Source organism: Bacillus gobiensis, assembly GCF_001278705.1.
Classification (GTDB): domain Bacteria; phylum Bacillota; class Bacilli; order Bacillales; family Bacillaceae; genus Bacillus; species Bacillus gobiensis.
The window spans coordinates 2,356,252-2,382,039 of the sequence record NZ_CP012600.1 but is presented as its reverse complement, the minus strand read 5'-3'; the positions used below and the strand labels follow the sequence as shown (position 1 = coordinate 2,382,039).

The 25,788-nt window shown below is 39.3% G+C and carries 26 protein-coding genes and 1 pseudogene; 14 read left to right on the top strand and 13 right to left on the bottom strand.

Going from position 1 to position 25,788, the window contains the following annotated elements; genetic code table 11:
- Positions 1-337: 337 nt before the first annotated feature.
- The 6 genes and pseudogenes from nikA to AM592_RS11975 all read left to right on the top strand — a co-directional run bounded on the left by nikA (position 338) and on the right by AM592_RS11975 (position 6,996).
- A complete protein-coding gene (gene nikA / locus AM592_RS12000; RefSeq protein WP_082363980.1) occupies positions 338-1,936 on the top strand; it encodes a nickel ABC transporter substrate-binding protein in 1,599 nt (532 codons plus the stop codon).
- Complete coding sequence (gene nikB, locus AM592_RS11995) at positions 1,937-2,881, top strand: nickel ABC transporter permease (protein ID WP_053603999.1); 945 nt, start codon at positions 1,937-1,939, stop codon at positions 2,879-2,881.
- A complete protein-coding gene (nikC, locus tag AM592_RS11990; RefSeq protein ID WP_053603998.1) occupies positions 2,881-3,729 on the top strand; it encodes a nickel transporter permease in 849 nt (282 codons plus the stop codon). Before nikB ends, nikC begins: the two co-directional genes overlap by 1 nt.
- A complete protein-coding gene (locus AM592_RS11985; RefSeq protein ID WP_053603997.1) occupies positions 3,726-4,520 on the top strand; it encodes an ABC transporter ATP-binding protein in 795 nt (264 codons plus the stop codon). The genes nikC and AM592_RS11985 overlap by 4 nt, the downstream gene beginning before the upstream one ends.
- A gap of 3 nt (positions 4,521-4,523) precedes the next feature.
- Complete coding sequence (locus AM592_RS11980; RefSeq protein ID WP_053603996.1) at positions 4,524-5,285, top strand: ABC transporter ATP-binding protein; 762 nt, start codon at positions 4,524-4,526, stop codon at positions 5,283-5,285.
- 489 nt (positions 5,286-5,774) lie between these two features.
- Positions 5,775-6,996 (top strand): annotated as a pseudogene (locus tag AM592_RS11975) (EAL and HDOD domain-containing protein).
- A 62-nt stretch (positions 6,997-7,058) separates the two neighbouring features.
- On the opposite strand, the gene AM592_RS11970 reads toward AM592_RS11975, so the two are convergent.
- On the bottom strand, positions 7,059-7,430 hold the full coding sequence (locus AM592_RS11970) for a YuzC family spore coat inner layer protein (RefSeq protein WP_053603995.1): 372 nt from the start codon (positions 7,428-7,430) through the stop codon (positions 7,059-7,061).
- An 88-nt stretch (positions 7,431-7,518) separates the two neighbouring features.
- Here AM592_RS11970 and AM592_RS11965 point away from each other — a divergent pair, with 88 nt between their 5' ends.
- The 7 genes from AM592_RS11965 (at position 7,519) to AM592_RS11940 (ending at position 12,970) form a co-directional block, all read left to right on the top strand.
- On the top strand, positions 7,519-7,758 hold the full coding sequence (locus AM592_RS11965) for a hypothetical protein (protein WP_053603994.1): 240 nt from the start codon (positions 7,519-7,521) through the stop codon (positions 7,756-7,758).
- Positions 7,759-7,978: 220 nt separating this feature from the next.
- A complete protein-coding gene (degQ, locus tag AM592_RS11960) occupies positions 7,979-8,119 on the top strand; it encodes a degradation enzyme regulation protein DegQ (RefSeq protein ID WP_053603993.1) in 141 nt (46 codons plus the stop codon).
- Positions 8,120-8,244: 125 nt separating this feature from the next.
- Positions 8,245-9,174, top strand: a complete 930-nt coding sequence (locus AM592_RS11955; RefSeq protein ID WP_225970217.1) for a polyprenyl synthetase family protein — start codon at positions 8,245-8,247, stop codon at positions 9,172-9,174.
- 20 nt (positions 9,175-9,194) lie between these two features.
- A complete protein-coding gene (comX, locus tag AM592_RS23315) occupies positions 9,195-9,359 on the top strand; it encodes a competence pheromone ComX (protein WP_082363977.1) in 165 nt (54 codons plus the stop codon).
- A 145-nt stretch (positions 9,360-9,504) separates the two neighbouring features.
- A complete protein-coding gene (locus tag AM592_RS11950; protein WP_053603992.1) occupies positions 9,505-11,805 on the top strand; it encodes a sensor histidine kinase in 2,301 nt (766 codons plus the stop codon).
- A 121-nt stretch (positions 11,806-11,926) separates the two neighbouring features.
- On the top strand, positions 11,927-12,571 hold the full coding sequence (locus AM592_RS11945) for a two-component system response regulator ComA (protein WP_053603991.1): 645 nt from the start codon (positions 11,927-11,929) through the stop codon (positions 12,569-12,571).
- A gap of 15 nt (positions 12,572-12,586) precedes the next feature.
- Complete coding sequence (locus tag AM592_RS11940) at positions 12,587-12,970, top strand: hotdog fold thioesterase (RefSeq protein WP_053603990.1); 384 nt, start codon at positions 12,587-12,589, stop codon at positions 12,968-12,970.
- A 72-nt stretch (positions 12,971-13,042) separates the two neighbouring features.
- On the opposite strand, the gene mnhG is transcribed toward AM592_RS11940, so the two are convergent.
- Genes mnhG through AM592_RS11905 form a run of 7 tightly spaced genes read right to left on the bottom strand, consistent with a single transcriptional unit; the run spans position 13,043 to position 18,815 of the window.
- Positions 13,043-13,417 carry a monovalent cation/H(+) antiporter subunit G gene (gene mnhG / locus AM592_RS11935; protein WP_053603989.1) on the bottom strand — a complete coding sequence of 125 codons (375 nt, stop codon included), beginning with the start codon at positions 13,415-13,417 and terminating at the stop codon, positions 13,043-13,045.
- On the bottom strand, positions 13,401-13,685 hold the full coding sequence (locus AM592_RS11930; RefSeq protein ID WP_053603988.1) for a Na(+)/H(+) antiporter subunit F1: 285 nt from the start codon (positions 13,683-13,685) through the stop codon (positions 13,401-13,403). The genes mnhG and AM592_RS11930 overlap by 17 nt, the downstream gene beginning before the upstream one ends.
- The gene (locus AM592_RS11925) at positions 13,685-14,161 is read right to left on the bottom strand and encodes a Na+/H+ antiporter subunit E (RefSeq protein WP_053603987.1); all 477 of its coding nucleotides are present in this window, start codon (positions 14,159-14,161) and stop codon (positions 13,685-13,687) included. The genes AM592_RS11930 and AM592_RS11925 overlap by 1 nt, the downstream gene beginning before the upstream one ends.
- Before the next feature lie 5 nt (positions 14,162-14,166).
- Positions 14,167-15,648 (bottom strand): Na+/H+ antiporter subunit D, encoded by a 1,482-nt coding sequence (locus AM592_RS11920; RefSeq protein WP_053603986.1) that lies wholly within the window; start codon positions 15,646-15,648, stop codon positions 14,167-14,169.
- Entirely contained in the window at positions 15,641-15,982 is a 342-nt protein-coding gene (locus AM592_RS11915) for a Na(+)/H(+) antiporter subunit C (protein WP_053603985.1), read from the bottom strand. The genes AM592_RS11920 and AM592_RS11915 overlap by 8 nt, the downstream gene beginning before the upstream one ends.
- Positions 15,982-16,413: a Na(+)/H(+) antiporter subunit B gene (locus AM592_RS11910; protein WP_053603984.1), complete on the bottom strand. Its 432-nt coding sequence runs from the start codon at positions 16,411-16,413 to the stop codon at positions 15,982-15,984. The genes AM592_RS11915 and AM592_RS11910 overlap by 1 nt, the downstream gene beginning before the upstream one ends.
- Complete coding sequence (locus tag AM592_RS11905) at positions 16,410-18,815, bottom strand: Na+/H+ antiporter subunit A (protein ID WP_053603983.1); 2,406 nt, start codon at positions 18,813-18,815, stop codon at positions 16,410-16,412. Before AM592_RS11905 ends, AM592_RS11910 begins: the two co-directional genes overlap by 4 nt.
- 166 nt (positions 18,816-18,981) lie before the next feature.
- Here AM592_RS11905 and AM592_RS11900 point away from each other — a divergent pair, with 166 nt between their 5' ends.
- Positions 18,982-19,173: a hypothetical protein gene (locus AM592_RS11900; protein WP_053603982.1), complete on the top strand. Its 192-nt coding sequence runs from the start codon at positions 18,982-18,984 to the stop codon at positions 19,171-19,173.
- Between the two features lie 145 nt (positions 19,174-19,318).
- Here the strand turns inward: AM592_RS11900 and AM592_RS11895 are convergent, their stop codons facing one another.
- The 5 genes from AM592_RS11895 to AM592_RS11875 all read right to left on the bottom strand — a co-directional run bounded on the left by AM592_RS11895 (position 19,319) and on the right by AM592_RS11875 (position 25,609).
- Positions 19,319-20,623 carry a 2-hydroxycarboxylate transporter family protein gene (locus AM592_RS11895; RefSeq protein WP_376773384.1) on the bottom strand — a complete coding sequence of 435 codons (1,305 nt, stop codon included), beginning with the start codon at positions 20,621-20,623 and terminating at the stop codon, positions 19,319-19,321.
- 207 nt (positions 20,624-20,830) lie between these two features.
- Positions 20,831-21,790, bottom strand: a complete 960-nt coding sequence (locus AM592_RS11890) for an ABC transporter permease (protein ID WP_053603980.1) — start codon at positions 21,788-21,790, stop codon at positions 20,831-20,833.
- A complete protein-coding gene (locus tag AM592_RS11885; RefSeq protein ID WP_053603979.1) occupies positions 21,791-22,837 on the bottom strand; it encodes an ABC transporter permease in 1,047 nt (348 codons plus the stop codon).
- Positions 22,830-24,365 (bottom strand): ABC transporter ATP-binding protein, encoded by a 1,536-nt coding sequence (locus AM592_RS11880; protein WP_053606093.1) that lies wholly within the window; start codon positions 24,363-24,365, stop codon positions 22,830-22,832. Before AM592_RS11880 ends, AM592_RS11885 begins: the two co-directional genes overlap by 8 nt.
- A gap of 155 nt (positions 24,366-24,520) precedes the next feature.
- Complete coding sequence (locus tag AM592_RS11875; RefSeq protein ID WP_053603978.1) at positions 24,521-25,609, bottom strand: BMP family lipoprotein; 1,089 nt, start codon at positions 25,607-25,609, stop codon at positions 24,521-24,523.
- Between the last annotated feature and the right edge of the window lie 179 nt (positions 25,610-25,788).

Below are 25,788 nucleotides of genomic sequence, written 5' to 3'. Positions count from 1 at the left end.
TCTACCGCTAAGCTCATGAGGATATTTTTCCAACACAGAATGAGGAAGCCCTACTTTATCAAGTAGTGCGGTTATTCACTCGGGATATTCGTGCTCTTCCCACTTCCGCGTTCACCGATTAATCCAACACATTCTCCTTCATTTATTAAAAGCTCAGCCCGTTCAAAACGTCTGCTTTTTCACGATTAAAGTATCATCCAGCTTTAAGGTAATCATGGAGGAAGAAACACAAGTAATCTAGTAAATAAACTAATTTATGAAAATATTGTCCTTGATAAATAAGAATCATTACGATATGATATAAATCGGAATGATTACGAAAAAAGAGGTAAATACTATGAAAATAATTAAAAATAATAATCGGCACGGCTGCGTCAGTTTTAAAAGTTCCCATAAATACATAAAAAATCACTTTCTTAAAATTAGTATCTTATTGGTATGTGTTAGCTTTTTAAGTGCTTGTACGCAGTACTCGCATAGTGCTGATGAAGAAAAAGCAGAAGACAAGCACATCGATTTTCTCTATAATTTCTCCACTAATTCACTAGATCCTCATGTTGATTCAAGTTATGTTCCGTTAAGAGCAGGGATAACTGAAACTCTAGTTCGACTAGATGAAGAAAATTTAACTATTGAACCATGGCTGGCAGAAAGCTGGGAAGGTGAGGATGGGCAACATTGGACAATTAAACTTCGTGAAGATGTCACGTTTCAAAATGGTAATAAAATGGATGCTGAAAACGTGAAAGCCTCTCTTGAACGAGCGCTGAAAGAAAGCGTTGCTATTCAAAATGCACTCAAAATCGATAAGATTGAAGCTGATGGCTATACATTAAAAATTACGACGACAGAACCTTTTCCGGAGTTTGTTTCTGAGCTTGTTAACCCAAACGTTTCGATCATTGACGTAACAGAAGAGGATATTGTCAACAAACCGGTCGGTACAGGACCTTTTATATTGAAGTCATTTACACCTGGAAGCAAGCTTGAGCTCGAGCGCTATGCTGATTATTGGGATGGGGCTTCAAATCTTAATTCAGTCACATTCGCTTTTAATGAGGATGCAAATGCTCGTTCGCTTGCACTGAAGTCTGGGCAAGTAGATATTGTTTATCGTCCAGAGGTAGAAAGCTTGGAATCGTTACGAGCACAAGATGGAATTGAAGTTGAATCGACTGCAACATTCCGTGTACATCAAATGACGATGAATATGGAACGCAAAAGTTTGCAGGATGTTAATGTGCGTCGCGCTGTTGATGCGTTGATTAACCGCAAGAAAATTGTTGATACGATTCTTTTAGGATATGCAGAACCTGCTGTTGGGCCATTTTTACAATCACTGCCGTTTTCCCCATCTTATAAACAGAGCGAAACGGGAACGGACATAGCTGTTAAGTACTTGGAGGAAGCTGGTTATTCACTTGAAAAAGGGAAAATGCAAAAAGACGGAGAGCCGCTTAAATTTACCCTATTAACCTACAGTGCAAGAGCAGACTTGCCATTAATTGCTCAAGTTTTTCAATCGGACGCAAAACGAATCGGTATTGATGTTGAAATTCGCCAAATTGATATTCCTGAGGAATATATGGCGTCAAACCGCGATTGGGATTTGGCTACGTATAGTAATTTAACAGCCCCGCGCGGAGATGCTGGATATTATTTAAATGCAACCTATCATCCAACCGGCGCTCTCAACTTTAGCGGTGCAGAAGAGCCTGAACTGACTAGAATTATTGACAAGCTCAATCAAACCGTCAGTCAAGAAGATCGAGCTGTTCTTGCTGAGCAGGCAGCTGATTATGTCCATGATCATGTGATCAATTCATTTGTCTTGCATCCTTCCACCATTGTTGCGTATAACGAAAACAAAGTGAAAAATTGGGTGACCACACGAAGTGAATATTACATGATTATAAACCAGTTGGATGTGAAGTAAATGGTTCAAATTCTTGCTCGGAAATTCTTTGAAGTTCTATTTTTTACGTTATTTATTACATTTGTCAGTTTTTTGTTTGTTCGGCTTGCCCCTGGCGATCCTGTTTTGACCATTTTGAATGTTGATGAGCTATCAGTTAGTCAGGAGCAAGTAGAAGCATTAAGGGAAGAGATGGGATTCAACAAGCCATTGCTCGTCCAGTACGGACTTTGGCTGCTTAAATTTATCCAGCTTGATTTCGGGAACTCTTATGTCACGGGTCAACCTGTAATGGATATGATTTTAATGGGGCTGCCTTCCACAATCGAATTAGCCGTTGGTTCGTTGATTGTCATGCTGGTCGTATCAATTCCACTCGGATCGCTATCTGCCCTTAATCGGAATAGCTGGATTGATCATATGAGTAGAATCCTATCAATTATTGGTGCGGCCATCCCAAGTTTTTGGCTTGGCCTTATTTTTATTGATTTATTTGGTGTACGTTTCAACTTGCTTCCAACCATGGGAAGAGACGGATTTGTCTCATTGATCTTACCGTCATTGACACTTGGGTTGGCCATTTCAAGTGTATATGTGCGTTTGCTTCGTTCCAGCTTACTTGATTCGCTTAGTCAGGAATTTATCCGTGCAGCGAGAGCGCGTGGGTTGTCAGAACGGCGAATTTTTGTAGTGCATGCATTTCGACACAGCCTGCCTCCAGTTATTACTGTATTCGGAGTCAGTTTAGGAAGCTTGATTGGTGGTGTAGTGGTGATTGAAGTATTATTTGCGTATCCGGGGATAGGAAAGCTTGTCGTTGATGCGATACGTCAACGAGATTATCCCCTTATACAAGGATATATTTTAATCATGGCGATCATTATTTTCATTGTAAATACATGTGTGGATTTATCTTACCGGTATTTAAATCCCGAAATGAAACTAAAAGAGAAGGGGACCAACTGATGAAAGGATTGTCTATACGTTTGCAAAAGGTAAAAAAGCACAGTTGGCAAGGGATGATGGCACTGATATGTGTACTTCTTATTTTAGCAGCCATCCTATATGCTTTTTTTTATTTGCAGCATGATCCAACATTAACAATTCTCGATGGACGCCTCCAGGGGATGAGTTTTCAGCATCCGCTTGGAACAGATCAACTTGGCCGGGACGTACTGACCAGGCTTTTACTAGGCGGTCAGCAGACTATCGGTTATAGCTTGCTGGCGCTGATAGTTGCTCTCATCATTGGAATCCCCTTTGGTCTTATCTCGGGATATAAACGCGGTTTAGTTGATCGGGTATTTATGCGAATTGCCGATGGATTTTTAGCCTTTCCAGATACGATTGTCGCAATTGTTCTAAGTGGATTACTTGGACCGGGCATCGGCAACCTTGTGCTTGCGATTGTGATTGTCAAGTGGGTTAGTTATGCTCGTCTAGTTCGCAGCACGGTTTTATCAGAATCTCAAAAGGATTATATACTGATTGCTAGGATTAACGGACTATCTTCAAGTAAAATCATGCGTAAGCATCTATTACCACATATTGTTGGACATGTTCTGGTTCTGGCAAGTCTTGATTTAGGCAAAATTATCTTGCTTATTTCTTCCTTGTCATATATTGGTCTTGGTACACAACCCCCAATCCCTGAATGGGGAGCGATGCTAAACGACTCACGTCCGTATTTTCAGTCAAAACCTGAATTAATGATATACCCTGGTTTAGCTATTGTGGTTGTTGTGCTGCTAACGAATATGCTGGGTGATTATTTACGTGACCATTTTGATGTAAAAAAAGAGGTGCGGCAATGATTTTATCAATTGAGCAAGTATCGATTAGCAGCAGAGAAAAGAAAATTGTTGATAACGTGTCACTCTCTATTCGTGAAGGAGAGTGGTATGCACTGGTTGGTCAAAGCGGGAGCGGAAAAAGCATACTCTCACAAGCAATTGGACGAATGCTTTCACCTAATTTGCAGGCTGAGGGAAAGATTATTTTTAAGGAAGAAGATTTGCTATCGTTATCACCTAAACAGATGAGGACAATTCTTGGAAAAAAGCTTTCCTATATTTTTCAAGATTATCAGGGTTCTTTTACACCGTTTAGAACAATTGGCCAGCATCTTGAAGAATACCAGAAAGCACACGGTATTCTAGATGCTAAAAATAGGAAGGTAAATTCATTGGATGCAATTCACTCAGTTGGATTAGATGAATCTTTGTACAGTCGATACCCGTTTCAGTTAAGCGGCGGACAACTTCAGCGAATTTCGATAGCTATGGCGCTTTTGCTGTCACCTGATTTATTAATTGCAGATGAAATAACCACGGCACTTGACAGTGTCTCAGGGCACAGGATTTTAGAATTACTTGCAAAGCGGCAAAAAGAAACAGGCTGTGCAATTTTATTCATTACCCATGATTGGCGCCATGTCAGACGATATGCGACACGTCTAGCTGTCATGAAGGAAGGGGAAATCGTTGAATCAGGCGGGAAGCATCGTATACTTGACCATCCGCAGCATGAATATACAAAGCGGTTGATCCAGGCCGCACCTACACTAGGACGTGGCCTCCCATCAGGGTTACAGGAGGTATATTAACGTATGAGTCTTCTTGCTGTTAAACAACTGACGAAATCATATCAAGCTGGAAAAACAGCTGTGAACAACCTCTCATTTGAACTGAAAAAGGGTGAATGTCTTGGCATTGTCGGTGAAAGTGGCTGTGGTAAAAGCACACTGGCTCGTTGCTTGCTGCGGATTGAACCAATTGACAGCGGCTCGATCTATTTTAAGAATGAAGCAATTGAACAGCTTAATGAGCATCAGTTACATCCTTATAGAAAAAACATTCAAATCGTGCTTCAAAATCCAGCAGCTGCCTTAAATCCAAAGCTTAAAATAAAGGATTCATTGATTGACCCTTATGCCCAATACAGTAGGAAACTTAACCTTAGTCATTTCTCCTATTCCTCCAGGGACGCATTTGTAAAGCAACTCCTTGAAGCCGTTGAGCTGCCGTCAGGTATAGCAAATCAATATCCTCATGAATTAAGCGGCGGACAAAGGCAACGTGTAACGATTGCTCGTGCGATCAGCATTGAACCTGAGCTCATTGTTCTAGATGAGCCAACCGCAAGCCTTGATGTCATCTCGCAAGGGGCAGTACTTACTTTATTGACAGAGCTTCGCGAAACTTTAAATCTCTCTTACTTATTTATTTCACATGATCTTGCTGCTGTCAGCCAAATGAGCCAGCGGATTATGGTTATGAAAGAGGGAAAAATTGTCGATCAATTTATCCGCGATCATTTATTTGGTGAGGAACGCCATCCTTATACAAAAGAGCTCATTTCAATTTTTTAAATAGAACGATAGTGAATAACAGCACCAATATTAATCTTAATACTGCTCATGTATTAACTAATAAAAACATATTCAATCATTTGCAAAACTATTTCAACCGAAAAATCACTATCTTCAGCAATCTTGGCGCTTTAATGGTGTAACGAAAAAGAACCCAATTTCTCTATTTTAATACAGAGGAATTGGGTTTTTAATATTGAAATTTAAATGACGCTGCCACTTCGAGTGTTGAATAATATGGATGCTTCAAAGTTAACTGGAACGTATGCTCATCTCAGGGGCTTTAGGTCACCTTAAGGAAGACTAGTAGAAAAGGGCTGCTCCACTGATCTAAAGATCCCATAGATTGAAAGTTACTAGAAAATACCGAGACATGAAAAACTAACTTCCTTTGCGAAGTTCAAAATAAATTGTCGTCCAGCCGATAAAAAGATGGATGTGGTTTAGTTGGTGAATGTTTAAAAAAATGGCGTCGAGGAGGGTGTGGAAATGAAAGTTTTTGTGGCCAGACAACCTATTTTCAACAGAAAGGAGCAAGTAGTCGCATACGAGCTTCTTTATCGAACGAATGAAGTTAATAATTATTCTGTCAAAAATGGGGATGAAGCTACTACAGACGTTATGATCAACAGCTTTTTCAACATCGGGATGGACCGTCTGACTGAAGGAAGAAAGTGCTTCATTAATTTTACATATGGCTTACTAAAGTCTGATTTTCTGACATATTTTGACCCTAATAAACTAGTTATTGAAATCCTTGAAGATATACCGATTACGAAAGAACTTATTGCCAGGTGCAAGCAATTGAAAGGGTTAGGGTATACGATTGCTTTAGATGATTTTTCAATTTCCAGATCAGCTGAAGAAAAACTATTGCCCGTCTTATTTCAATCCATTGATATTTTAAAAGTGGACTTTTTACAGACCACGCAAGCGGACCGAAAACGACTCGTCGATCTTTATCAAAAGTACAACATAAAATTTCTGGCGGAAAAAGTAGAATCACGCAAGGATTATCATCAAGCGATGGCGCATGGATTTCAGCTGTTTCAAGGATATTTTTTCAGCGAACCGCAAGTTGTATCGGGACAAGATCCGTCTTTGCACTTTCACTCGTATTATCAGCTGTTGGATGAATTAATCAAAGAACAACCGAGCATTCACAGGGTGACCCATTTTATTGAAAGGGATTTAAGTCTTTCCTATCAATTATTAAAGTTATTGAATTCTCCTGCCTTTTATCGAAAGAAAAAAATCACCAGCATCAGGCACGCCATTGTAATGCTCGGATTTACCGAAATCAGGCGCTGGATTTATATTCTTTCTTTTAAAAATCTTCATTTTAAAGGAACACTCAAGCAAAAGGGAAGTCATCAAGTTGTCGCTAATCAGAGGAAAGTTATGTGAACTTCTTGCCAAAAAAACATACAGGGACCATCCTGCCTCATACATGCTTATCGGCATGTTTTCATTTATAGATACACTTTTACACGGTAAAGTGGGTGATATAGTTAACGAATTGCCTTTGCTTGATGAGGTCAAAGGTGCACTTCATGGAAATGACAACGACTATAGATATGTATTACATATGGCAAAATGCATTGAGCGTAATAAGTGGGATGAAATCAATATTGCCGATATTTCGAAAAAAGAGGCATACCAATGTTATTTAAAAGCTGTTGAATGGAGCGGAAACCTGCTGATTATTTAGAATGACATGTTGATTTATATTCCCTGCGGACTATGCATGTATAGTCCGCAAGTTATCCCCACTCAGATATTTCCTTCAAGTGACCACCGCAAAAAAAGAGTGACTTTTTCGTTCGATTGAGAAAGCTCAATATGGATCCCATCAGGATTAAACATGACACGCAGGTCACTTGTAACCCCAGTTTGTTTTAAGAGCTGAAGAACTATTTTTTCCTTGGATTCTTGAGCTGCAGCCATTATATTTTTTGACAAATCAGGAGAACTGGAAAGCTTTAATACTAAAATTTCTGCTTGTTTAAGGAGAAGCGTGCTTTGCTTGGCAGATTTCATAAAAATCTGCGGGTTTACCGGCGGCAGTGCAGGATGGCGATAATATTGCGGCTTATTGTATATAACTCGGTAATAAGGGTGATAATAAGGAAAATAATGAAACATTAATCCACCTCTTTCGATAATAAAGGGATTTAAGTATTGTTTGTTGAAGAAGGGAAACAAGTCAAAAATAAGGAGGATATTTATCAATATGTCTGGGCATTCGCAGATTTTTGTGTTGGACGACAAACTTGTTGCGGTTTTTTCGGTCACCATGAATCATTGCGTCGGAGAGTTTGAATGTTTGCTGTCGAAAAACGGGATAGAAGATTTCACGGTCCAGTACATCGGAACGAATTCAGATCGAAAGACGTTGATAGAACTGGGTAAAATAGAGGCAACACGCTTAATTGATGAATATTGGAACACTCCTTTAGACTCTGCTAAATAGAGTCTTTTTTTATGCCTGAGAACAAAGTCTTGCCGAATCGTGAAGTAAATTTATGAAATATGACCTATTGAATTTTGCGGTGTCACGCATGAATGTTTTCGCCTAATTTTCGGTGAAAATATACCCGATACCATTTAAACTATAGTTAGCAGATCAAAACTAGTTCTTTCGGACAAATACAAATGCATTGATCTTCCAAAAAGGAGTGTGGAATCCGATTATGAATCAGTATAATATTGAAGAATTGAAGCAATTGCTGAGCAAACTGGAAACGGATATTAAAGAAACGAATAACTCTCTCCGAATGATCAATAAGAGCATTGACAAATATGACAAATACGCTTACGTAAAAATCTCGTAAGGACTTGCATCTTCTGCAGGTCTTTTTTTATTTGCAAGAAAATACATATTTCTTCATAAAACTGCAATTCATATAAAAATACTCTATCTTTCTCTCTCTCGATTTAGTAAAATAGTTTTGAGGGAGTGAGTATCATTTCTAAGCAAATTTATCTAGAGCCTGGCAGCATTAAAAACAAAATGAGGCGTACGATAGAGGAACATTTACATAAAGGTGAACTGCAAGAGCATTTAACAATGTTTCTTGAAGAAAAAGACCAGTTTCCTTTTGCAAATATGGCCTCCTGTCATTATCAAGCGTTTGGTGGGCAAGATGAGTCATCTATTCAAACTCTTTCTGCAGGAATAGAACTTTTGATACTTTCTTTTGACATTTTTGATGATTTGGAAGATGAAGACAATTTCGATGCTCCTTGGATGAAGCTCAGTCCCCCAATTGCTTTAAACGCTGCGACTTCTATTTATACAATTGGTATTCATACAATATGCGCAGCCGGCTCAAACGTTCATTTACTGTCAGCAGCCTCACGCTATGCATTGCAATCAATGCAGGGCCAGCATTTGGATTTGAAAAATGAAATGGCAACCGAAGATGAGTGCTTGGAAATGATGAAGCTAAAAGCTGGATCTTTATTTGCTTTATCGTGTATCCTCGGAACCTTGCTCGCGAACGGAAAAGCTTATCCTTGTATAGAAGCCTACGCTTATCAGCTGGGAATTGCTGCTCAAATTGAAAATGACTATAAAGGGCTCTTTCAGGAACATAATAATGATATAAAACAACAAAAGCGTTCGCTAGCTTACCTATATCTTTCCCGGGAATTTACCACGCACTCCTCAGAAATCCTCAGCATGATCGATCACGGCAGATTCTTTCAGCAAGAATTCAAGGATATAATAGAATACAAAGAAAAACTCCATGTCGCAGGAGTCACACAATACATGAACGTCATGAAAAACCTTGCCATTCATCACGCGAAAAAAGAAATGGAAAAGCTTACACTGCCAAAAGATCAGCTCATGACTATTCAATCAGTCATGTTTGATAAATTTTAACAAAAAGGGGAGAAAGGTAAGTGCAAGATATCGTAAATTTTTTAATTCAAAATCCTGATGTTGTCGAAAAGGTATTAGAGGGTAAAGCGAGTTTATTAGGTGTGAATTTAGACGAATTGAATGTAATTACTGAAGGTTTGAAGCAGCTTAGTGTGAAAAGTGATGGAGGCTTCTGGGGAGGGTGAGTTTCCCCAGATTCTTTATTCTTTTTAAAATTAAATTCATAGTAGAAAGTAAAACTTGTAAAAATTATTATATAATAGTTAATTGATATCTGTTTAATTTAATACGTTCTTTCTTAGAGGAGCCTGCTTTGTTAGGATGGTTTTTATGAGAGTAAATTTAAATAAAGTTGCTTATATTGCTATATTTTTGAGCATCGCTTTTATGATTTATATGATTACTGTTCATATAAATCCAATTCAATCAGGAATGAAAGTAACAGAAACAAATGAAGGTTATCTAAAAGTAATTGATATCGAACCTAGATCTCTTGCTGCGGGTCTACATGTAAAAATAGGAGATATAATTACTGAGGTTAATGAAGAACATCCAAATGGAAAATTATCTATAGTTGATGAAAATTTACAATCATTTATGATAAAAAGAGGAAATGAAACTATTCATTTTCAACTAGGTTATAGCTTAATTAGTTCTGAGAATCTATTTATGCTAGTTATCCCATTTTTATTCTATTTTTTATGTCTTTACTGTATTTATTTTATTTTGAAATCAAATAAAAATTTAAATTTGCCATCTGCATTTATATTAATTCTTTTTTTATTGGTTACCTCTGTCTCATATATGGGTGGAGTTGCAACCGCCAGAGGAGATATTTTTAGTAAGAGCCTTACATTTTTAACTTTTTTAGAAGTACCTGTGTTATATTTTCATTTTATATATCAATATTTCAAAGAAACTGGAAAGAAATTTTTTAATAGTAAAATATTGTTTTTGTTGTACCCTATTGGTTTAATAGTTTCTTTAATTGACTATTTCAGAGAATTTTTTCATATATCTTATGATCTTTCCAAAAATATAATACTGATTTCATTTTTAGTTATCTTGATTATCTCGTTTTCTTTTATCTTATATGGGTTAATAAAGTATAAATTTTCAGAGCAAGCGTATCTATTGAGAATTTTATTTCTTAATAATTGTATTGCTTTTACTCCATTTATTTTGCTTTATGTTCTGCCTTTTGTTTTCTATGGTGATTTTATTTTTTCTGCTGTGTATCTTGTTCCTTTTTTGTTGCTTATTCCTTTTTCGCTTGTCTATCAATTTGTGGCGACAAAAATATACAATATCGAGTTTTTGTTGGGGAGATTTAAGTATTATGGGTTTTTAAGTATTTTGCCTACGATTCTTTTAGCAATAGTTTTTACATTTTTAAGCGGAGAGGCTTCGACTGGATTTACTACGATTAAATATATCGTATTTACGTATTTAATAATTCTTGCGGTTTTTTATTTAAAAGAAATTCTCGATTTCCGTTTCCGATTAAAGCGTTTTTCAGAGAAGTTTAATTATCAGGACAGCATTTATAAGTTTACGCAGCTGATTCGGAGTGCAACATCTTTGAATCAGGTATTGACTGAGCTGAAAAATACGATTTTAGACGTGTTGATTGTCAGTAAAGCGCTTGTTTTAGAAGTGAAGACCGATGGTTCCATTAAAAGATTAAGCGAAGAGAAGGATCAGAAACGTGAATGGGAACCATATACTGCGGAAATAATTAATGTGACTGAGGGAATTGGGAAGATTGTCGAAATTGACAAGGGTTTCGTATTAAAAATCGGCGAACGAGGAGAGCGGTCTTTTGTCATTTTGTGCCTTTCCGTCTTAAATACCCCTAAGCTTACCAGAGATGAAATTTCATGGCTGGAGACGCTCTCTTTTTATACTAGTGTTTCGTTAGAGAATTTCATTAAAATAGAAGAATTGATGGATCATTTGGAGGAAGTGAAAAAAGAAGGCTCCAATCCTGCATGGCTTAAAAATCTTATGTTTGCAATAGAAGAAAAGCAAAGATCACATTTAGCCAGAGACCTTCATGATTCTGTATTGCAGGATTTAATTTCGTTGAAACGGCAATGTGAGGTTCTCCTTGACGGGAATAAAGAAGATCGTGATCGTGTAAATAGCCAGATTCAAAATATTGACAAAAAAATGACGGATGTTATTCAGACGACGAGAGAGACGCTGCAGGAGCTTCGGCCGCAGCTACTATATGATCTTGGTTTGGTGAAGGGATTAAAAAAGCTGATATCCCAATATAAGGAGTCGACTTCCATTGATGTACGCTTGAATTCGGAAAGGTTTAATGCTTCATTGGACCTGGACTCTCAACTGAATATTTATCGAATTATTCAAGAGCTTCTTACAAATACGGCAAAGCATTCTCAAGCTACGTATGTCTTAATTATGCTCGTTTGCATAAAGGATAAAATTGTTTTGCATTATGAAGATAATGGCGTCGGCTATGATAAGAAGAATTTGAATGCACAGGAATCGGGCAGCATGGGACTTTCGGGTATTCAAGAAAGAGTTCGGGCATTGAATGGAGATCTTCAAATTGAAACGGATGTTGGCAGAGGATTTAAAGCTGTTATGAATTTATATTTATAGTACAAATAAACTTGGTTGTTCCCCAAGTTTATTTGTTATTCTTCCATTTTTCTTGATCATGCTTGCCAATACGCTCTCTTTCTATATAAAATAAGTATGAGTGATGATGAGGGAGGAAACTATGAAAAAATTACTGGTTATTGATGATCATCCGGCTGTTATGGAAGGGACAAAAGCAATACTTGAGACGAATCAGGAATATGTAGTTGACTGTCTTAATCCCCATTCCAGTGAAGATGAATTCGTGAAAAATAATGATTTTTCATTATATGATGTCATTTTAATGGATCTGAATCTCGGAAATGTGAATGGAATCGATCTGACAAAAAAGATATTGGAAGCGTATCCTTCATGTAAGATCGTCGTTTATACTGGATATGAGGTTGATGATTATTTTGATGAGGCGATTAAAGCCGGAATGTATGGAGCCATCAGCAAAGCGGAATCGAAGGAGAAAATTATTAAATACATATCTCATGTCATAGATAATGAGATTTTAGTTCCGTTTCCCTATTTAAAACAGCTAATTACTCATAAAAAATCGAAATCACAGAATAATAATGAGCACGAGCTATTAACGGAAAGAGAATGCCTGATTCTTCAGGAGGTTGAACAGGGATTGACGAATCAAGAAATTGCGGATGTTCTTCATTTAAGCAAGAGATCGATTGAATATAGCCTTACGTCAATTTTTAACAAGCTAAATGTGGGATCACGAACAGAAGCCGTCTTAATTGCTAAATCTGAAGGCGTACTCGATTCGTAACAAGGAGAAATGGAGATGGATTTTCAAAATACAATGATGGAAGCGCTCGGGATTGAGATGGAGGAATGCTCTCCAGAGCGCTGTGTAGCTACTATGCCTGTTGATCACAGGACGCGGCAGCCTTTTGGACAGCTGCATGGCGGGGCTTCTGTCGCGCTGGCGGAAACTGTGGCAAGCTTCGGAGCATCCCAGCTCATTGATCAGGAAAAACAAGCTTGCGTTGGGCTCGAAATCAATGCCAACCATATAAAATCCGTTCAGTCTGGCATTGTGCGGGCTGAAGCAACCCCATTACATATAGGAAGAAGCACTATCGTTTATCAAATTGAAATCAAGGACGAGAATCATCGGCTGATTTGTATTTCGAGATGTACGATGGCGATTATCACCAAACGCTAAGACCGAATTAATACATACGATAAGTAAAGCCGCCCTGCTTATGAAGCAGGGCGGCTAAATATTTTTCAAAATTTAAAGATAAGAATCATCCTTATGTTTGATGACAAAATTTCGATGGCCTTTGTAATCATCTTGAACACTTCGTTTATCGAGCTTAACGCCGACACTGTAGGCAGCTCTTCCCAGCAGATGGGAGCCAACCGGCACTGTTAAAAATATAAAAACAATGCCCAGCAGGACTTTTCCGGAGAAGACGCCATTTATGAACCAATAATAAAAGAATACGCCGAGCAGTACGCTGGCTACTCCAAGCGTAGCCCCCTTCGAGGAAGCATGCATTCTCGTATAAACATCAGGCAGCCTTAATGTTCCTACAGCAGCGATTAAACAAAGCAAAGCACCTTGAATGATGAGATAAGCAATTAATATTTTAGCGGCGACGATCATTCTCGATGATTTCTCCTTTCTCAAGAAATTTTGAAAAAGCTACGGTCCCAATAAACGCCAGTATTCCAAACAATAGAATGATATCTAAAAAGACACTCGTATTGAGTAATATACATAACAGGCCGGTAATGGCGATTAAATTGATTCCGATCGAATCCAAGGCGACGACGCGATCTGGAACAGTTGGCCCTTTAATTACACGTATCACATATAAAAACGTAGACAATGCTAATATTCCCAATGCTGTGTAAATGATTAGCTCAAACATTAGCGGCTCACCTCCATGATGCCTAGTTCAAAAGATACACGAATGTCGTGGATCGCTTTTTCCGCATCATCGATATCCATGGCATGAATATAAAGAATTGAGCGATCATCAGAGATGTCAATGACAAGCGTACCTGGAGTAAGAGTAATCATTGATGAAAGAACCGTGATTTCCCATTCGTTTCTCAATTCTGTACGAAAGGCAAAAATTCCGGGCTTGTAGTTTGATTTTGGTGACAGAATCGTTTTTAATACACTAATATTTGCTATAATCACTTCTTTAATAAAGATAATAAGCAGCTTCACGATTGCCCAGGCTTTCATCAAGTATAATCGTTCAGAAAAAAATCTGCGCATAATCAGCAAGCAAAGTATACCTAAAACGTAACCAATAAAGAAGCTGGTCCCTGAGTAAGTATCAATTAAAAACATCCAGCAACAGGCGAGAAGAACATTTAATAAAATTTGATATGCCATTTTATCTACTCCTTCAAAACAGCTTCAATGTATTTTTGCGGGTATTGAAGTGTATCCGCTGCCTGATGAATATAAGGCGCTGCAAACTCTGTTCCGACACCAATTGCGAGTGAAAGGAGCAAAACAAGAACAACAGGATAAACCATTTTTTTAATATCAGGTTTCTCCTCCTTGTCCATGTCTTTTTCCTCTCCCCAAAAGGCGAATATAAATATTTTTACGATCGAATAAAGGACGAGAAGACTCGATAGCAAGACAAGCAACGCCATTCCAAATCGACCGGCTGTAAACGTACCCTCGGCAATTTTCAGCTTACCGACAAATCCGCTGAAAGGGGGGATTCCGGCGAGTGAAACTGCTGAGATAAGAAAAAGCCAGCCAGCCAATGGATATCTTTTGATCAAACCTCCCATTTTCTTCAGATTGTTCGTTCCGGCAATAACAAACAAAATACCTCCGAGCATAAACAGAGCCGCTTTAATAATCATGTCATGCAGCAAATAATAGATGGATCCTTGCAGGGCAGCAGGTGTGTTTGCCGCTACACCGATAAGAATGACACCTACTGCCGTAATAATATTATAAATAATAATTTTTTGTACATCCCAGTATGCGAGAGAGCCAATGACGCCAAATAGAATGGTGAGTGCAGACATCCACATTAGAACTTCATGGGTAAATCCGGTATCCTGTGTGAAAATTAGCGTAAATACTCTCGTAATTGCATAGACTCCTACCTTTGTGAGCAGTGCGCCAAAAAGGACAGCAACTGGTGCCGGCGGAGCGTAATATGAGCCGGGTAACCAGAAGTACAGAGGGAAGATGGCTCCTTTTAATCCGAAAACAATTAAGAACAAAATAGAAATGACAGTTATGATACCTGTGTCTTGCATTTCCGAAATTCTTACACTTAAATCGGCCATATTCAACGTACCCGTTACGGCATACAAATAAGCGACTGCTATGACAAAGAGAGCGGAAGAAATGATATTCACAACGATATATTTCAGAGATTCCCGAAGCTGAATCTTCGTACCGCCCAGCACGATTAAAACATAGGAAGCCATAAGCAAAACTTCAAAAAATACAAATAGGTTAAAAATATCTCCGGTTAAAAATGCTCCGCTTACACCGACCAATAAAAACTGAACGGCAGGATAGTAAAAATATTTTTCTCTCCCTTTTCCGATTGTACGAAAGGAATATAGGATAGTGAGAAACCCAATAATGGCAGTAGTCAGAACCAGTAGGCTTGCAAACTGATCAGCGACCAGTGTGATTCCAAAAGGGGCTTCCCAGCCTCCCACATATAAAGTCTGTATCCCGTCTGTAAAGACAGATTGTACAAGTAGTCCTGCAACAATAACAGCTGCAAAGGATGCAAGCGCACTGAACCATCTCTGTAGCAAAATATTTTTGTTCATAAATATTAATAGCACAGCTGCTAAAAGCGGTAGTAATATTGGCAGTATCACGAAATTATTCATTCTGATCATTTCCCCTCATTACATCCATGTCGTCTGTCTTTAACTCTTGATAGCCGCGAAAAGCCATGACCAGCAGCAAAGAAGTGACTCCAAACGAAATGACAATGGCTGTTAATATTAAAGCTTGAGGGAGCGGATCGACGTAAGAAGATGTTCCTTTATCAAGGATAGGTGCCGCTCCTCTTTTTAAGCCGCCCATGGTTAAGAGCAGCAAATGTACTCCGTGGCTGAGAAGAGCTGTACCCACAATGACTCGCAGCAAGCTCTTACTCAGCATAAGGTAGGTTGCTGTCATAAAAATAATTCCAATAACAATTGACATTAAAATTTCCACTATTCTTTCTCTCCAATCGTTTGAATAATGGTCATTGTGATGCCTACAACGACAAGATAAACCCCGATATCAAAAAGCACCGCTGTTGCAAGCTCCGTTTTACCGAGAATAGGCAGCTGAAAATACCCAAATGAATGGGACAAAAACGGAACATTAAACAGAAATGATCCGACCCCTGTTAAAATCGCAATTAATAAACCGGCAGCAGCCACGTAAATAAAATTAATTGGCAGAGCTTGTCTAACGGTTTTCAGATCATAAGCGAGCAATAGCAGAACGATAGCTGATGATGTCATTAACCCTCCAATGAATCCGCCGCCGGGGTTATTATGGCCTGCTAAAAACAAATGAAAAGAAAAAAGAAGGATGATGAAACTAGTTACCTTTGTGATGGTTTGCAGTATCAAATCGTTTGTATCGTGTCCGTTCATCTCTCTTCTCCCTCCTTGTTTACTTGCAGGTTAAGCAGTCCGTAAATTCCAAGAGCGGCGATAACGAGCACAGTTATCTCAAATAACGTATCAAATCCTCTAAAATCGACGAGAATGACGTTTACGATATTCTTGCCGCCAGCCAGCTTGTAGCTGTTTTCTATAAAAAAATCTGCAATGCTTTCTGAAGATCTTTGGCTTTGCGCTGCAATAGCAATTAAAGTGACAACGAGACCAACACCCGCTGATATGATCAAATTCGTCAGTTTAAACCTTACTGTTTTCGGTTTGAACCTTAGCTTTGGCAAATGGTAAAAGCACAGCAAGAACAAGGCGACTGAAATGGTCTCGATAATCAGCTGAGTAAGCGCCAAGTCAGGTGCTCGAAAGATAACAAAGAATAACGCGAGTGAATACCCCACGACTCCCAAGGCGATAATGGCCGCTAAGCGGGACCTGGCTAAGATAGTCGTCAAAGCTGATATAACCATGACTAGAGACAAGATCATTTCGTAAACCCCGATATTTGCCAAACCTTTCGTTTGAAAAGCAAAGCTTCCGGTAAAAATGAGCGTTCCGCCAAGCATAAGAATAAAGAAAACAAAAATATAATTTAAATAATCTCTTAAAAATCCCGTCATATACGTTTTTGTAATCTTACTTGATGTTTTCTGCAGTCCCGCCAACAGATGGTCGTACGCATTGTTTAATGAGAGCCTGTCAGGAAATGCACGGTAGATCCTTTTCCACTTAGGCAATGTTGCGTAAGCGATTATTCCAATTACAACAATTGCGATTGTCATAAGAAGTTCAGGCGAGAATAATCCGTGCCACCAGGTAATATGAACATCGAAATATTCTCCTTCCTTCAGAAGCCCCGGCAAAATTGCTGATACAGCAGGTTGAATCAGAGTATAGGCAATCAAACTTGGAAAGAAAAAAATAACAATCGCAAGTGATGCCAAAATAACCGGTGAGATCAGCATCCCAAGAGGAGCTTCATGGGCCGCTTTTTCTAATTTTTCTGGCTGATGCTTCCCTAAAAATGTTTTAAACAATAGTCGAATACTGTATATGAAAGTGAATACACTGCCAATCCAAGCAAGCACTGGGAAAAGCATTCCGTACGTATCAAAATTGAAAATATCAACTTCGGACAGGTGAAGCATACTTGTAAAAAACATTTCTTTACTTAAAAATCCATTAAAAGGGGGGAGCCCGGCCATTGAAAATGTTCCAATTAATGCAATTGTAAAGGTAATGGGCATGAGGGTCATAAGACCGCCAAGCTTGCGAATATCTCTTGTTCCGGTTTCATGATCAATGATTCCCGCCGCCATAAAGAGACTTCCTTTAAAGGTTGAGTGATTAATTAAATGAAAAATAGCAGCCACAATTGCAACTGAGTAATATTCAAAATGGTCATAATGGTAAGCTGCAGAACCGGCGCCGAGCATACTCATTATCATTCCGAGCTGGCTGACAGTTGAAAAGGCGAGAATCCCTTTCAGATCCGTTTGTTTCACAGCATGAAACGACCCCCAGAATAGCGTAAATATACCTGTCAGCGTAACAATCCACATCCATTCTGAGGTTAAAGCAAAGATAGGAGTGAATCTGGCAACAATATAAAGACCTGCCTTAACCATCGTCGCAGAGTGCAGGTAAGCACTGACTGGTGTCGGGGCTTCCATTGCGTCCGGCAGCCAGATGTAAAAAGGAAATTGTGCAGATTTTGTAAAAGCACCTAATAGGATCAGAATCAATGCCGGCAGTGCGTAAGGATGTGCGGCTATGATGTCTGCCTGCATCATCATTTCGTGAATGCTGAAGGTTTCTGTCATTATGTACAACAAAATGAATCCGCCAAGCATTGACAATCCGCCAAATACAGTAATTAATAATGATTTTGCTGCGCCATATCGGGAACGACTGCGTTGATTCCAAAAACCGATTAACAGGAAGGACGACAAGCTAGTGAGCTCCCAAAATAAATACAATACGAGAAGGTCATCGATTAGTACTACCCCGAGCATTGCTCCCATGAACATTAGGAAATAAACATAAAATGACCCTAAATCTTCTTTTTTCTTAGACATGTAATAGATACTATAAAGTGTCACTAATGCTCCTATCCCCGTAATCAAAAGAGCAAACAGCAGACTCAGTCCGTCTACTCTCGCTGTAAAATAAATCCCGAGTGACGGAATCCAATCGAAGGTTCTCGAAATTTCAATTCCGCTCATTGTTAACTTGATCATTTGAATAAAATAAACAAATAACAGCACAGGAAGGACAAGGACAAACCAACCAGTATGTATTTTACGTAAATATTTCGATAAGAAGGGGATAAAAAAAGCAAACAGAAGCGGTGACAAAATGGCGAGATGCAGCATTGACATGGTAAACCTCCTTCTTTAGCTAGTATTTGTTCAAATGCTGTAAAAAAATTACTTTGTATAGAAAAAGAATATTAAAGATCTTTTGACCTTGAAATTATTTTAACAAATGAAATGGAATTTGCATACTTTTAGAATTTTTCGCTCAAGCTGGAATAAGAGGTGGCATATGAAGATAAAAGCAATGATCAGTATCGGAATTTTCACTGTGATCTTAGGAGCGGCAGCATTATCAGAGTACAGGAATAAACTAAAAGAAATCGAAGAAACTGATATCCTTTTCCCGTTATACGTGGCAGATTTTGAGAATCAAGAGGTTCCTTTTGAAGCAAGAGAATATATCAGAGTTGTGAAAAGATAAGGCGAACCTTAGACCAGTGGGGGAATGCATTAGGAAATGCTAGTGGAGGCGTTGAAACAGGTAATTACCCGATTGTTACTACCCGAACTCTGGAACATTGAAATGCGGGATTAAAAAAGAACGGCGATTGCCGCTCTTTTCTTTTTCAGTTGAAAAATCTCAATAAAATCGTTGCGATAATGACAGTGGCTGCACCTCCCAGACGGGTAGAAATCTGTGCGAAGGGCATAAGTTCCATGCGGTTTGATGCAGAAAGGATCGCTACGTCTCCTGTGCCGCCAAGTCCGCTATGGCAGCCAGTCACAATCGCTGCATCGACAGGGAACATTTTCATCAGCTTTCCAACGAACCAGCCTGCACTAAACATCGATATTACGACAGTAGCGCAGATCAGCACGTAGGACAAGTCAATTACTTTTACTACATCATCTAATGGAATATAAAGCATTCCAAGTCCCACCATTAACGGATAGGTAAAGCTGGAAGACATTAGCTTGTAAAATTGCTGCGCTCCACTTTCGAGTTTCCCAGGAAGGAGCATCATATATTTCACAAGTGTTGCAAGAATAATCATTAAGATCGGTCCAGGAATGTGGACGAATTTTTCAAGCAGTCCGCCAACGACAAAGAATGAACACGCCAGAAGTACTCCCGCACCTATTAGCTTTAAATCAATTTTTAATGGAGCTTCTTTTTGATTGAAAATTGCGTCATCTTTATTTGATTTTACGAGACGGCCATTACCTGTTAGTTCAGGCTTTTTTTCGCCAAGCGATTTAAGCAGGCCTGCGGCGATAACTGCACAAATGTTGCCAATGACAGCTGCCGGAATAAGCTGAGAAACGAGCTGTTCGTTTGCCACGTTTAAGGTTCCGGCGTAGCCGATCGACAGCGGAAGTATCCCTTCTCCGATGCCTCCTGCGATAATCGGGACGATAATAAAGAAAAATGTCTCATAAACACTTCTGCCAAAAAGTACACCAACCAACAGTCCCGCACTAATTGCGGCAAACGTACCGGCGATTAGAGGGATAAACATACGAATGAAACCTTGCACTAAGACAATTCGGTTCATTCCTAGTATACTTCCAACGACTAAAGCGGCAATATAAAAATACAAAAAGTTAGCTGTTTTCATTAATGTTTCTGAGGCAGCTAACGCCGCGGGATTAATTACCTCATAAAACACCAGCAGTGACGGAACAAATAAGGACAAGATCGCAGGTCCGCCGATATTTTTTAGTATGGGGATTTTTTGGCCGATATCGCCAAGAAGCATCCCGATAATTATGATCACCGCAAACCCGCCCAGCATATTATTTGGAAGCTGGTGAAAATATGCCGCCAAAAAAATGATGATTGCTAAAATGACATATACCGGGAAGGAGATAACTCCGCCAATTTCCCATTTTAATAATTTTTGAAACACATTTAGGTTTTCATCGATCATTGTATTTTTTGTAACCGATTTCATTTCTTTTGATGTCAACATGTCTGTAACCCCCTTGTTTCGTTATTGTAAAAGAGAGGGGACATCTTTTGTATTTAATTAAATAAAAAAAGTTTTAATTAATTAAAATAATCGGAAAAGTCATTTATTTTTTTATTGTTAAAAATAACCGGCCGATAACAGCCGGTTACCTTAGGAGTTATTTATTTATCTTCTGCCTTTAATATAAGGGATGCCATTCGCTTTTGGAGCATCAGCACGTCCGATAAATCCTGTCAACGCCAATATTGTCAATACATATGGAGCAATTAACATGTAGACATTTGGTATTCCGCTGAAGAATGGCAATAATGATCCAATAATGCTTAAGCTTTGGGCAAATCCAAAAAACAATGCAGCACCAAGAGCGCCGAGCGGATTCCATTTCCCGAATACGAGAGCTGCCAATGCGATAAAACCCTGGCCCGTTATTGTTGAATGGCTAAAATCAAGAGAAATGGTAGTCGCGTATACCGCTCCACCAAGCCCGCCAAACATCCCGCTGATGAAAACAGCAAAATATCTTGTTTTAAAAACATTGATTCCCATTGTATCAGCGGCCATTGGATGCTCGCCTACCGAGCGTATTCTAAGCCCAAAGGGAGTCTTATAAATGATATACCAAGCAATAATGGCTAGGACAATGGCTAATACAGACGTATAGTACACATCAGAAAAAAGAATCTTCCCGATAAATGGTATTTCGCTTAAATAGGGGATGTTCACTTTATAAAAAGGTACAGGAATTTTATCTGTTTGTCCTTTATCAAAAAGTAATCTCACAAAGTAAAGAGTGGTCCCAAGTGCAAGCATATTCAACGCAACTCCGGTTACTGTCTGGTCTGAACGAAGGGTAACAGCGGCAACTGCAAGGATGAGGGAGAATATTCCGCCGGCTGCCATTGCAACGAGCAAGCCTACCCATGGTGTTGCCGAACCGAATATTTCTGCAAAAAAGATGTTGAATACGATGCCTGAAAAAGCTCCGATAATCATTAGCCCCTCAAGACCGATATTGATGACACCTGATCTTTCGGAAAAAACTCCGCCTAAGGCTGTCAAAATAAGCGGTGCAGAATAAACAAGGGTAGCAGGAACAATAATTGATAATATTTGCATCAAATCCACTTATTTATCCCCCTTTTTCGTTATTCTCGCACTAACGAGGCGGATTAAGTAGTTTGCCGCCACGAAAAGAATAATAATAGAGATAATAATGTCAACAACTTCAGTAGGTACTCCGGCTTCAAGCGGCATATTTAATGCCCCTACCTTTAAGGCGCCGAGAAGAGCTGCAGCAAGAACGACACCTACAGCAGTATTTCCGCCGAGTAAGGCAACAGCAATTCCATCAAAGCCGACTCCGGTAAACGCTCCTTTAACAGAGGCGTATTCAAACGTGCCCAGTCCTTCCATTGCACCGGCAAGACCTGCGAATGCTCCGGAAATTACCATTGCAGTGATGATATTTTTCTTAACACTCATGCCGGCATATGCAGAAGCGTGTTTATTTAATCCAACAGCTTTTAACTCAAAACCTTTTGTTGTTTTCTCTAAAATAAACCACATAATGATGGCGCCAATAATGGCTACTACAATTCCCCAATGCATTCTTGAATTAAAAGTTGCCTCTTCAAAAATAGAAGAGCGGAGCGACGCTGTTTCTGCAATTCTGCCTGTCTTGTCCTTATGATCAGTTAGTACATTTGAGATTATGTAGTTTGTCACATGAAGGGCTACATAGTTCATCATGATCGTTACGATAACCTCATGGACATAAAAACGAGCTTTTAAAAATCCCGGTATGAATCCCCATAAACCACCTGCGAGTGCTGCAATAAGCAGGGAAAGAGGGAGGTGAATGTATGCTGGTGCATGAATAGTCGTACCTGCCCATACTGCAGCCGTCCAGCCAACGAGGACCTGGCCTTCAACGCCAATATTGAACAGCCCTGCGCGAAAGGCAAAGGCAACCGCCAGTCCTGACAGGATATAAGGTGTAATTTGCCTTACTGTTTCACCCATTGTCCAAGTATCTGCAAAAATTCCGTTCCAAAGAGCCGAGTACCCGTTAGCCAAGTTGTATCCGCTCATCATCATAATTACCGCCCCAACAATTAATCCAAGTGCAATTGCTGTAATAGGGACGAGGATGTTGTTTAATCGTTTAAACATTAGCTTCGTTCCCCGCTTCCTTTTTCGTACTGCCGGCCATAAGCAGACCTAATTCCTGTTCTGATGTATCTTTCGGATCTACAATTGCGATAATGCTCCCTTCAAACAAAACGGCGATTCGGTCGCTGACATTTAAAATTTCATCTAATTCAAAAGACAAGAGAAGGACAGCTTTGCCATTGTTTCTTTGATCGATCAACCGTTTGTGAATAAATTCAATCGCACCGACATCCAGTCCGCGTGTCGGCTGGGCTGCGATTAACAAATCGGGGTCACGGTCAACTTCTCTGCCGATAATCGCTTTTTGCTGGTTTCCGCCGGATAGAGCTCTGGCTTCAGTATATTCATTCGGAGTTCTCACATCGAATTCACTGATTAACTGTTTTGCCTTTTCATAGATTTTTTTGTAATTCAAAATGCCGTTTTTTGAATAAGGCGGGAGATAATAGTTTTGTAGTATCATATTTATTCCGATTGGAAAGTCGAGAACAAGTCCGTGCTTGTGCCTGTCTTGCGGGATATGGCCGACTCCCTGCTGGGTAATCTTTCTAGGCGGCGTATTTTGAATCTCTTTCCCGTTTAACGAAATCGTTCCTGAATCGGATTTCCGCAAGCCTGTGATCGCTTCAATTAATTCTGATTGTCCGTTTCCGTCTACCCCGGCCAGTCCGACAATTTCTCCGGCTCTGATTGATAGATTTAAGTTTTTGACAGCATCAACGCCACGAATATCCTTAACTGAAAGGTTTTTGATGGATAACACTTCTTCAGCAGGGATTGCTTCATCCTTTACCGTTTTAAATGAAACATCGCGGCCAACCATTAAACTAGCAAGTTCATCCTGATTCGTATTGCTTACATTCAGTGTTTTGATGCCTTTTCCTTTTCGAATAACTGTGACTCTTTCACAAACAGCCAGAATTTCTTTTAATTTATGAGTGATAAGGATAATCGATTTTCCTTCATTAATCAGATTTTTCATAATCTGCATAAGCTCAGTTATTTCTTGCGGAGTCAGTACCGCAGTAGGCTCATCAAAGATAAGAATATCTGCTCCACGGTACAGTGTCTTTAAGATTTCAACCCTCTGCTGCATGCCTACGGAAATATCCGAAATCTTTGCATCGGGATCGATTTGCAGCCCGTATTGATCTGATAATTTTTTAATCTCTCTGGACGCGCTTTTCACGTCCATTTTCCCCATCTTGCTGGGTTCTTTTCCAAGAATGATATTTTCTGTGACTGTAAAGGTATCGACGAGCATAAAATGCTGATGGACCATACCGATTCCAAGGTCATTTGCTATATTAGGATTCGTGATTTTGACAGGCTTCCCATCGACCCGTATTTCGCCTTTTTCCGGCTGGTATAATCCGAAAAGAACATTCATCAGTGTCGATTTTCCAGCTCCGTTTTCTCCTAATAGTGCATGGATTTCACCTTTTTTCACCTGCAGGGTGATATCATCATTGGCGACAATCCCGGGAAATTCTTTACGTATATTCAACATTTCAATAACGTAATCCACCGCTAAATCGCTCCCTCTATGAAATTGAGATATCAACAAAAGAAAAGCTGCAGGTATGAATTGCAACTTTTCCTTTACCTTCTCCAATTTAGATTTTCGTATGTCTTTCACTCGAAAAAAGGGGGATAAGGTAAAGCCTTATCCCGGTTTGTATCCTATTTTTTCATAAATTCTTTTAATTCTTCATCTGTAGAAGGAGCGGTTACGTCACCGCTAAGTAGTTTTTGCTTCCACTCATCCACTGATTTTACTGTATCCTCAGAAAGATTTTCAGTATGCTCGGAAATTCCGATGCCGTCTTCTTTCAGGCCGTATTGCAGGATTTCACCGCCAGGGAAGTTTCCTTCGTTCGATTTTTTCGCAACGTCTTCAACAGCTAAATCGACACGCTTAACCATGGAAGTTAATGTTACGTTTGAATCGGTTCCCGGTACGTTGCCTTCTTCATACTGGTCTCTATCAACACCGATAACCCATACTTTTCGGTTTTTATCTTGCTTTTTCAGGTTGATGGCTTCTGTAAATACACCGTTGCCAGTTCCGCCTGCTGCTTGGTAAATAACGTCAACTCCTGATTTGTACATGCTTTCCGCGATTGACTTTCCAAGCTCTGGCTTACCGAAGTCACCGGCATATTTCGCTTGTACTACTGCATCTGGATTTACTGAATGAACACCAGCTTTGAATCCTGCTTCAAACTTTTTAATCAATTCGGAATCCATACCGCCGACAAAACCGATTTTATTGGATTCGGTAGACAAGCCCGCTGCTACTCCGACAAGGAACGATCCTTCATTCTCTTTAAAGGTGATGCTAGCCACGTTATCCTTCTTCACTACTGAATCGATAATGGCAAAGTTTGTATCTTTTTGCTGGTCAGCAACATCTGATAGCGGTTCAGCAAGAAGATAGCCAACACCATAGATCAATTGGAATTTTTGTCGGACCATTTGGTTTAAGTTCGTTGTATAGTCCGCATCACTTTCAGACTGGACATAATCGTAGCCTTTCTTACCTTTTTCAAGGCCGGTATCCTTACCAAACTTTTGAATGCCTTCCCAAGCAGATTGGTTAAACGATTTATCGTCAACTCCGCCAGTATCAGTTACCATACCAACTGTGAAATCCGATTTTCCTCCTGTACTATCACCGGAAGAACTTTCATTATTGCTGCCGCATGCAGTAAGGAAAGTTCCAGCAGCTAAGACTAAAGAAAGGGCAAGTCCTACTTTTCGCTTTTTCAAATTAAAAAACCCCCTGTAATTAAATTATCAGCGATTAAGACGGTTCAGTGACTCAGCAGATGTTATAAAGAAGGCGATCTAAGGTGGATTTCAAGAAGAGAAGGGAGAAAAGACCTGTTTCTTCAAGGGGAATATGTCACTTTCTCTTTTTTTATGTGACAATATTACTATTATGTATG

What these genes read in the sequence shown, in the direction of transcription:
- AM592_RS11965 (WP_053603994.1), top strand. Translation starts at nt 7,519, where the DNA reads ATGTCTGGGCATTCGCAGATTTTTGTGTTGGACGACAAACTTGTTGCG.
- AM592_RS11900 (WP_053603982.1), top strand. Translation starts at nt 18,982, where the DNA reads ATGAAGATAAAAGCAATGATCAGTATCGGAATTTTCACTGTGATCTTA.
- AM592_RS11930 (WP_053603988.1), bottom strand. Translation starts at nt 13,685, where the DNA reads ATGTTTGAGCTAATCATTTACACAGCATTGGGAATATTAGCATTGTCT.
- AM592_RS11950 (WP_053603992.1), top strand. Translation starts at nt 9,505, where the DNA reads ATGAGAGTAAATTTAAATAAAGTTGCTTATATTGCTATATTTTTGAGC.
- AM592_RS11985 (WP_053603997.1), top strand. Translation starts at nt 3,726, where the DNA reads ATGATTTTATCAATTGAGCAAGTATCGATTAGCAGCAGAGAAAAGAAA.
- AM592_RS11925 (WP_053603987.1), bottom strand. Translation starts at nt 14,161, where the DNA reads ATGGCATATCAAATTTTATTAAATGTTCTTCTCGCCTGTTGCTGGATG.
- AM592_RS11940 (WP_053603990.1), top strand. Translation starts at nt 12,587, where the DNA reads ATGGATTTTCAAAATACAATGATGGAAGCGCTCGGGATTGAGATGGAG.
- AM592_RS11945 (WP_053603991.1), top strand. Translation starts at nt 11,927, where the DNA reads ATGAAAAAATTACTGGTTATTGATGATCATCCGGCTGTTATGGAAGGG.
- mnhG (WP_053603989.1), bottom strand. Translation starts at nt 13,417, where the DNA reads ATGATCGTCGCCGCTAAAATATTAATTGCTTATCTCATCATTCAAGGT.
- AM592_RS11910 (WP_053603984.1), bottom strand. Translation starts at nt 16,413, where the DNA reads ATGAACGGACACGATACAAACGATTTGATACTGCAAACCATCACAAAG.
- AM592_RS11895 (WP_376773384.1), bottom strand. Translation starts at nt 20,623, where the DNA reads ATGATCGATGAAAACCTAAATGTGTTTCAAAAATTATTAAAATGGGAA.
- AM592_RS11980 (WP_053603996.1), top strand. Translation starts at nt 4,524, where the DNA reads ATGAGTCTTCTTGCTGTTAAACAACTGACGAAATCATATCAAGCTGGA.
- nikA (WP_082363980.1), top strand. Translation starts at nt 338, where the DNA reads ATGAAAATAATTAAAAATAATAATCGGCACGGCTGCGTCAGTTTTAAA.
- nikB (WP_053603999.1), top strand. Translation starts at nt 1,937, where the DNA reads ATGGTTCAAATTCTTGCTCGGAAATTCTTTGAAGTTCTATTTTTTACG.
- degQ (WP_053603993.1), top strand. Translation starts at nt 7,979, where the DNA reads ATGAATCAGTATAATATTGAAGAATTGAAGCAATTGCTGAGCAAACTG.
- AM592_RS11970 (WP_053603995.1), bottom strand. Translation starts at nt 7,430, where the DNA reads ATGTTTCATTATTTTCCTTATTATCACCCTTATTACCGAGTTATATAC.
- nikC (WP_053603998.1), top strand. Translation starts at nt 2,881, where the DNA reads ATGAAAGGATTGTCTATACGTTTGCAAAAGGTAAAAAAGCACAGTTGG.
- AM592_RS11885 (WP_053603979.1), bottom strand. Translation starts at nt 22,837, where the DNA reads ATGTTTAAACGATTAAACAACATCCTCGTCCCTATTACAGCAATTGCA.
- AM592_RS11920 (WP_053603986.1), bottom strand. Translation starts at nt 15,648, where the DNA reads ATGAATAATTTCGTGATACTGCCAATATTACTACCGCTTTTAGCAGCT.
- AM592_RS11905 (WP_053603983.1), bottom strand. Translation starts at nt 18,815, where the DNA reads ATGTCAATGCTGCATCTCGCCATTTTGTCACCGCTTCTGTTTGCTTTT.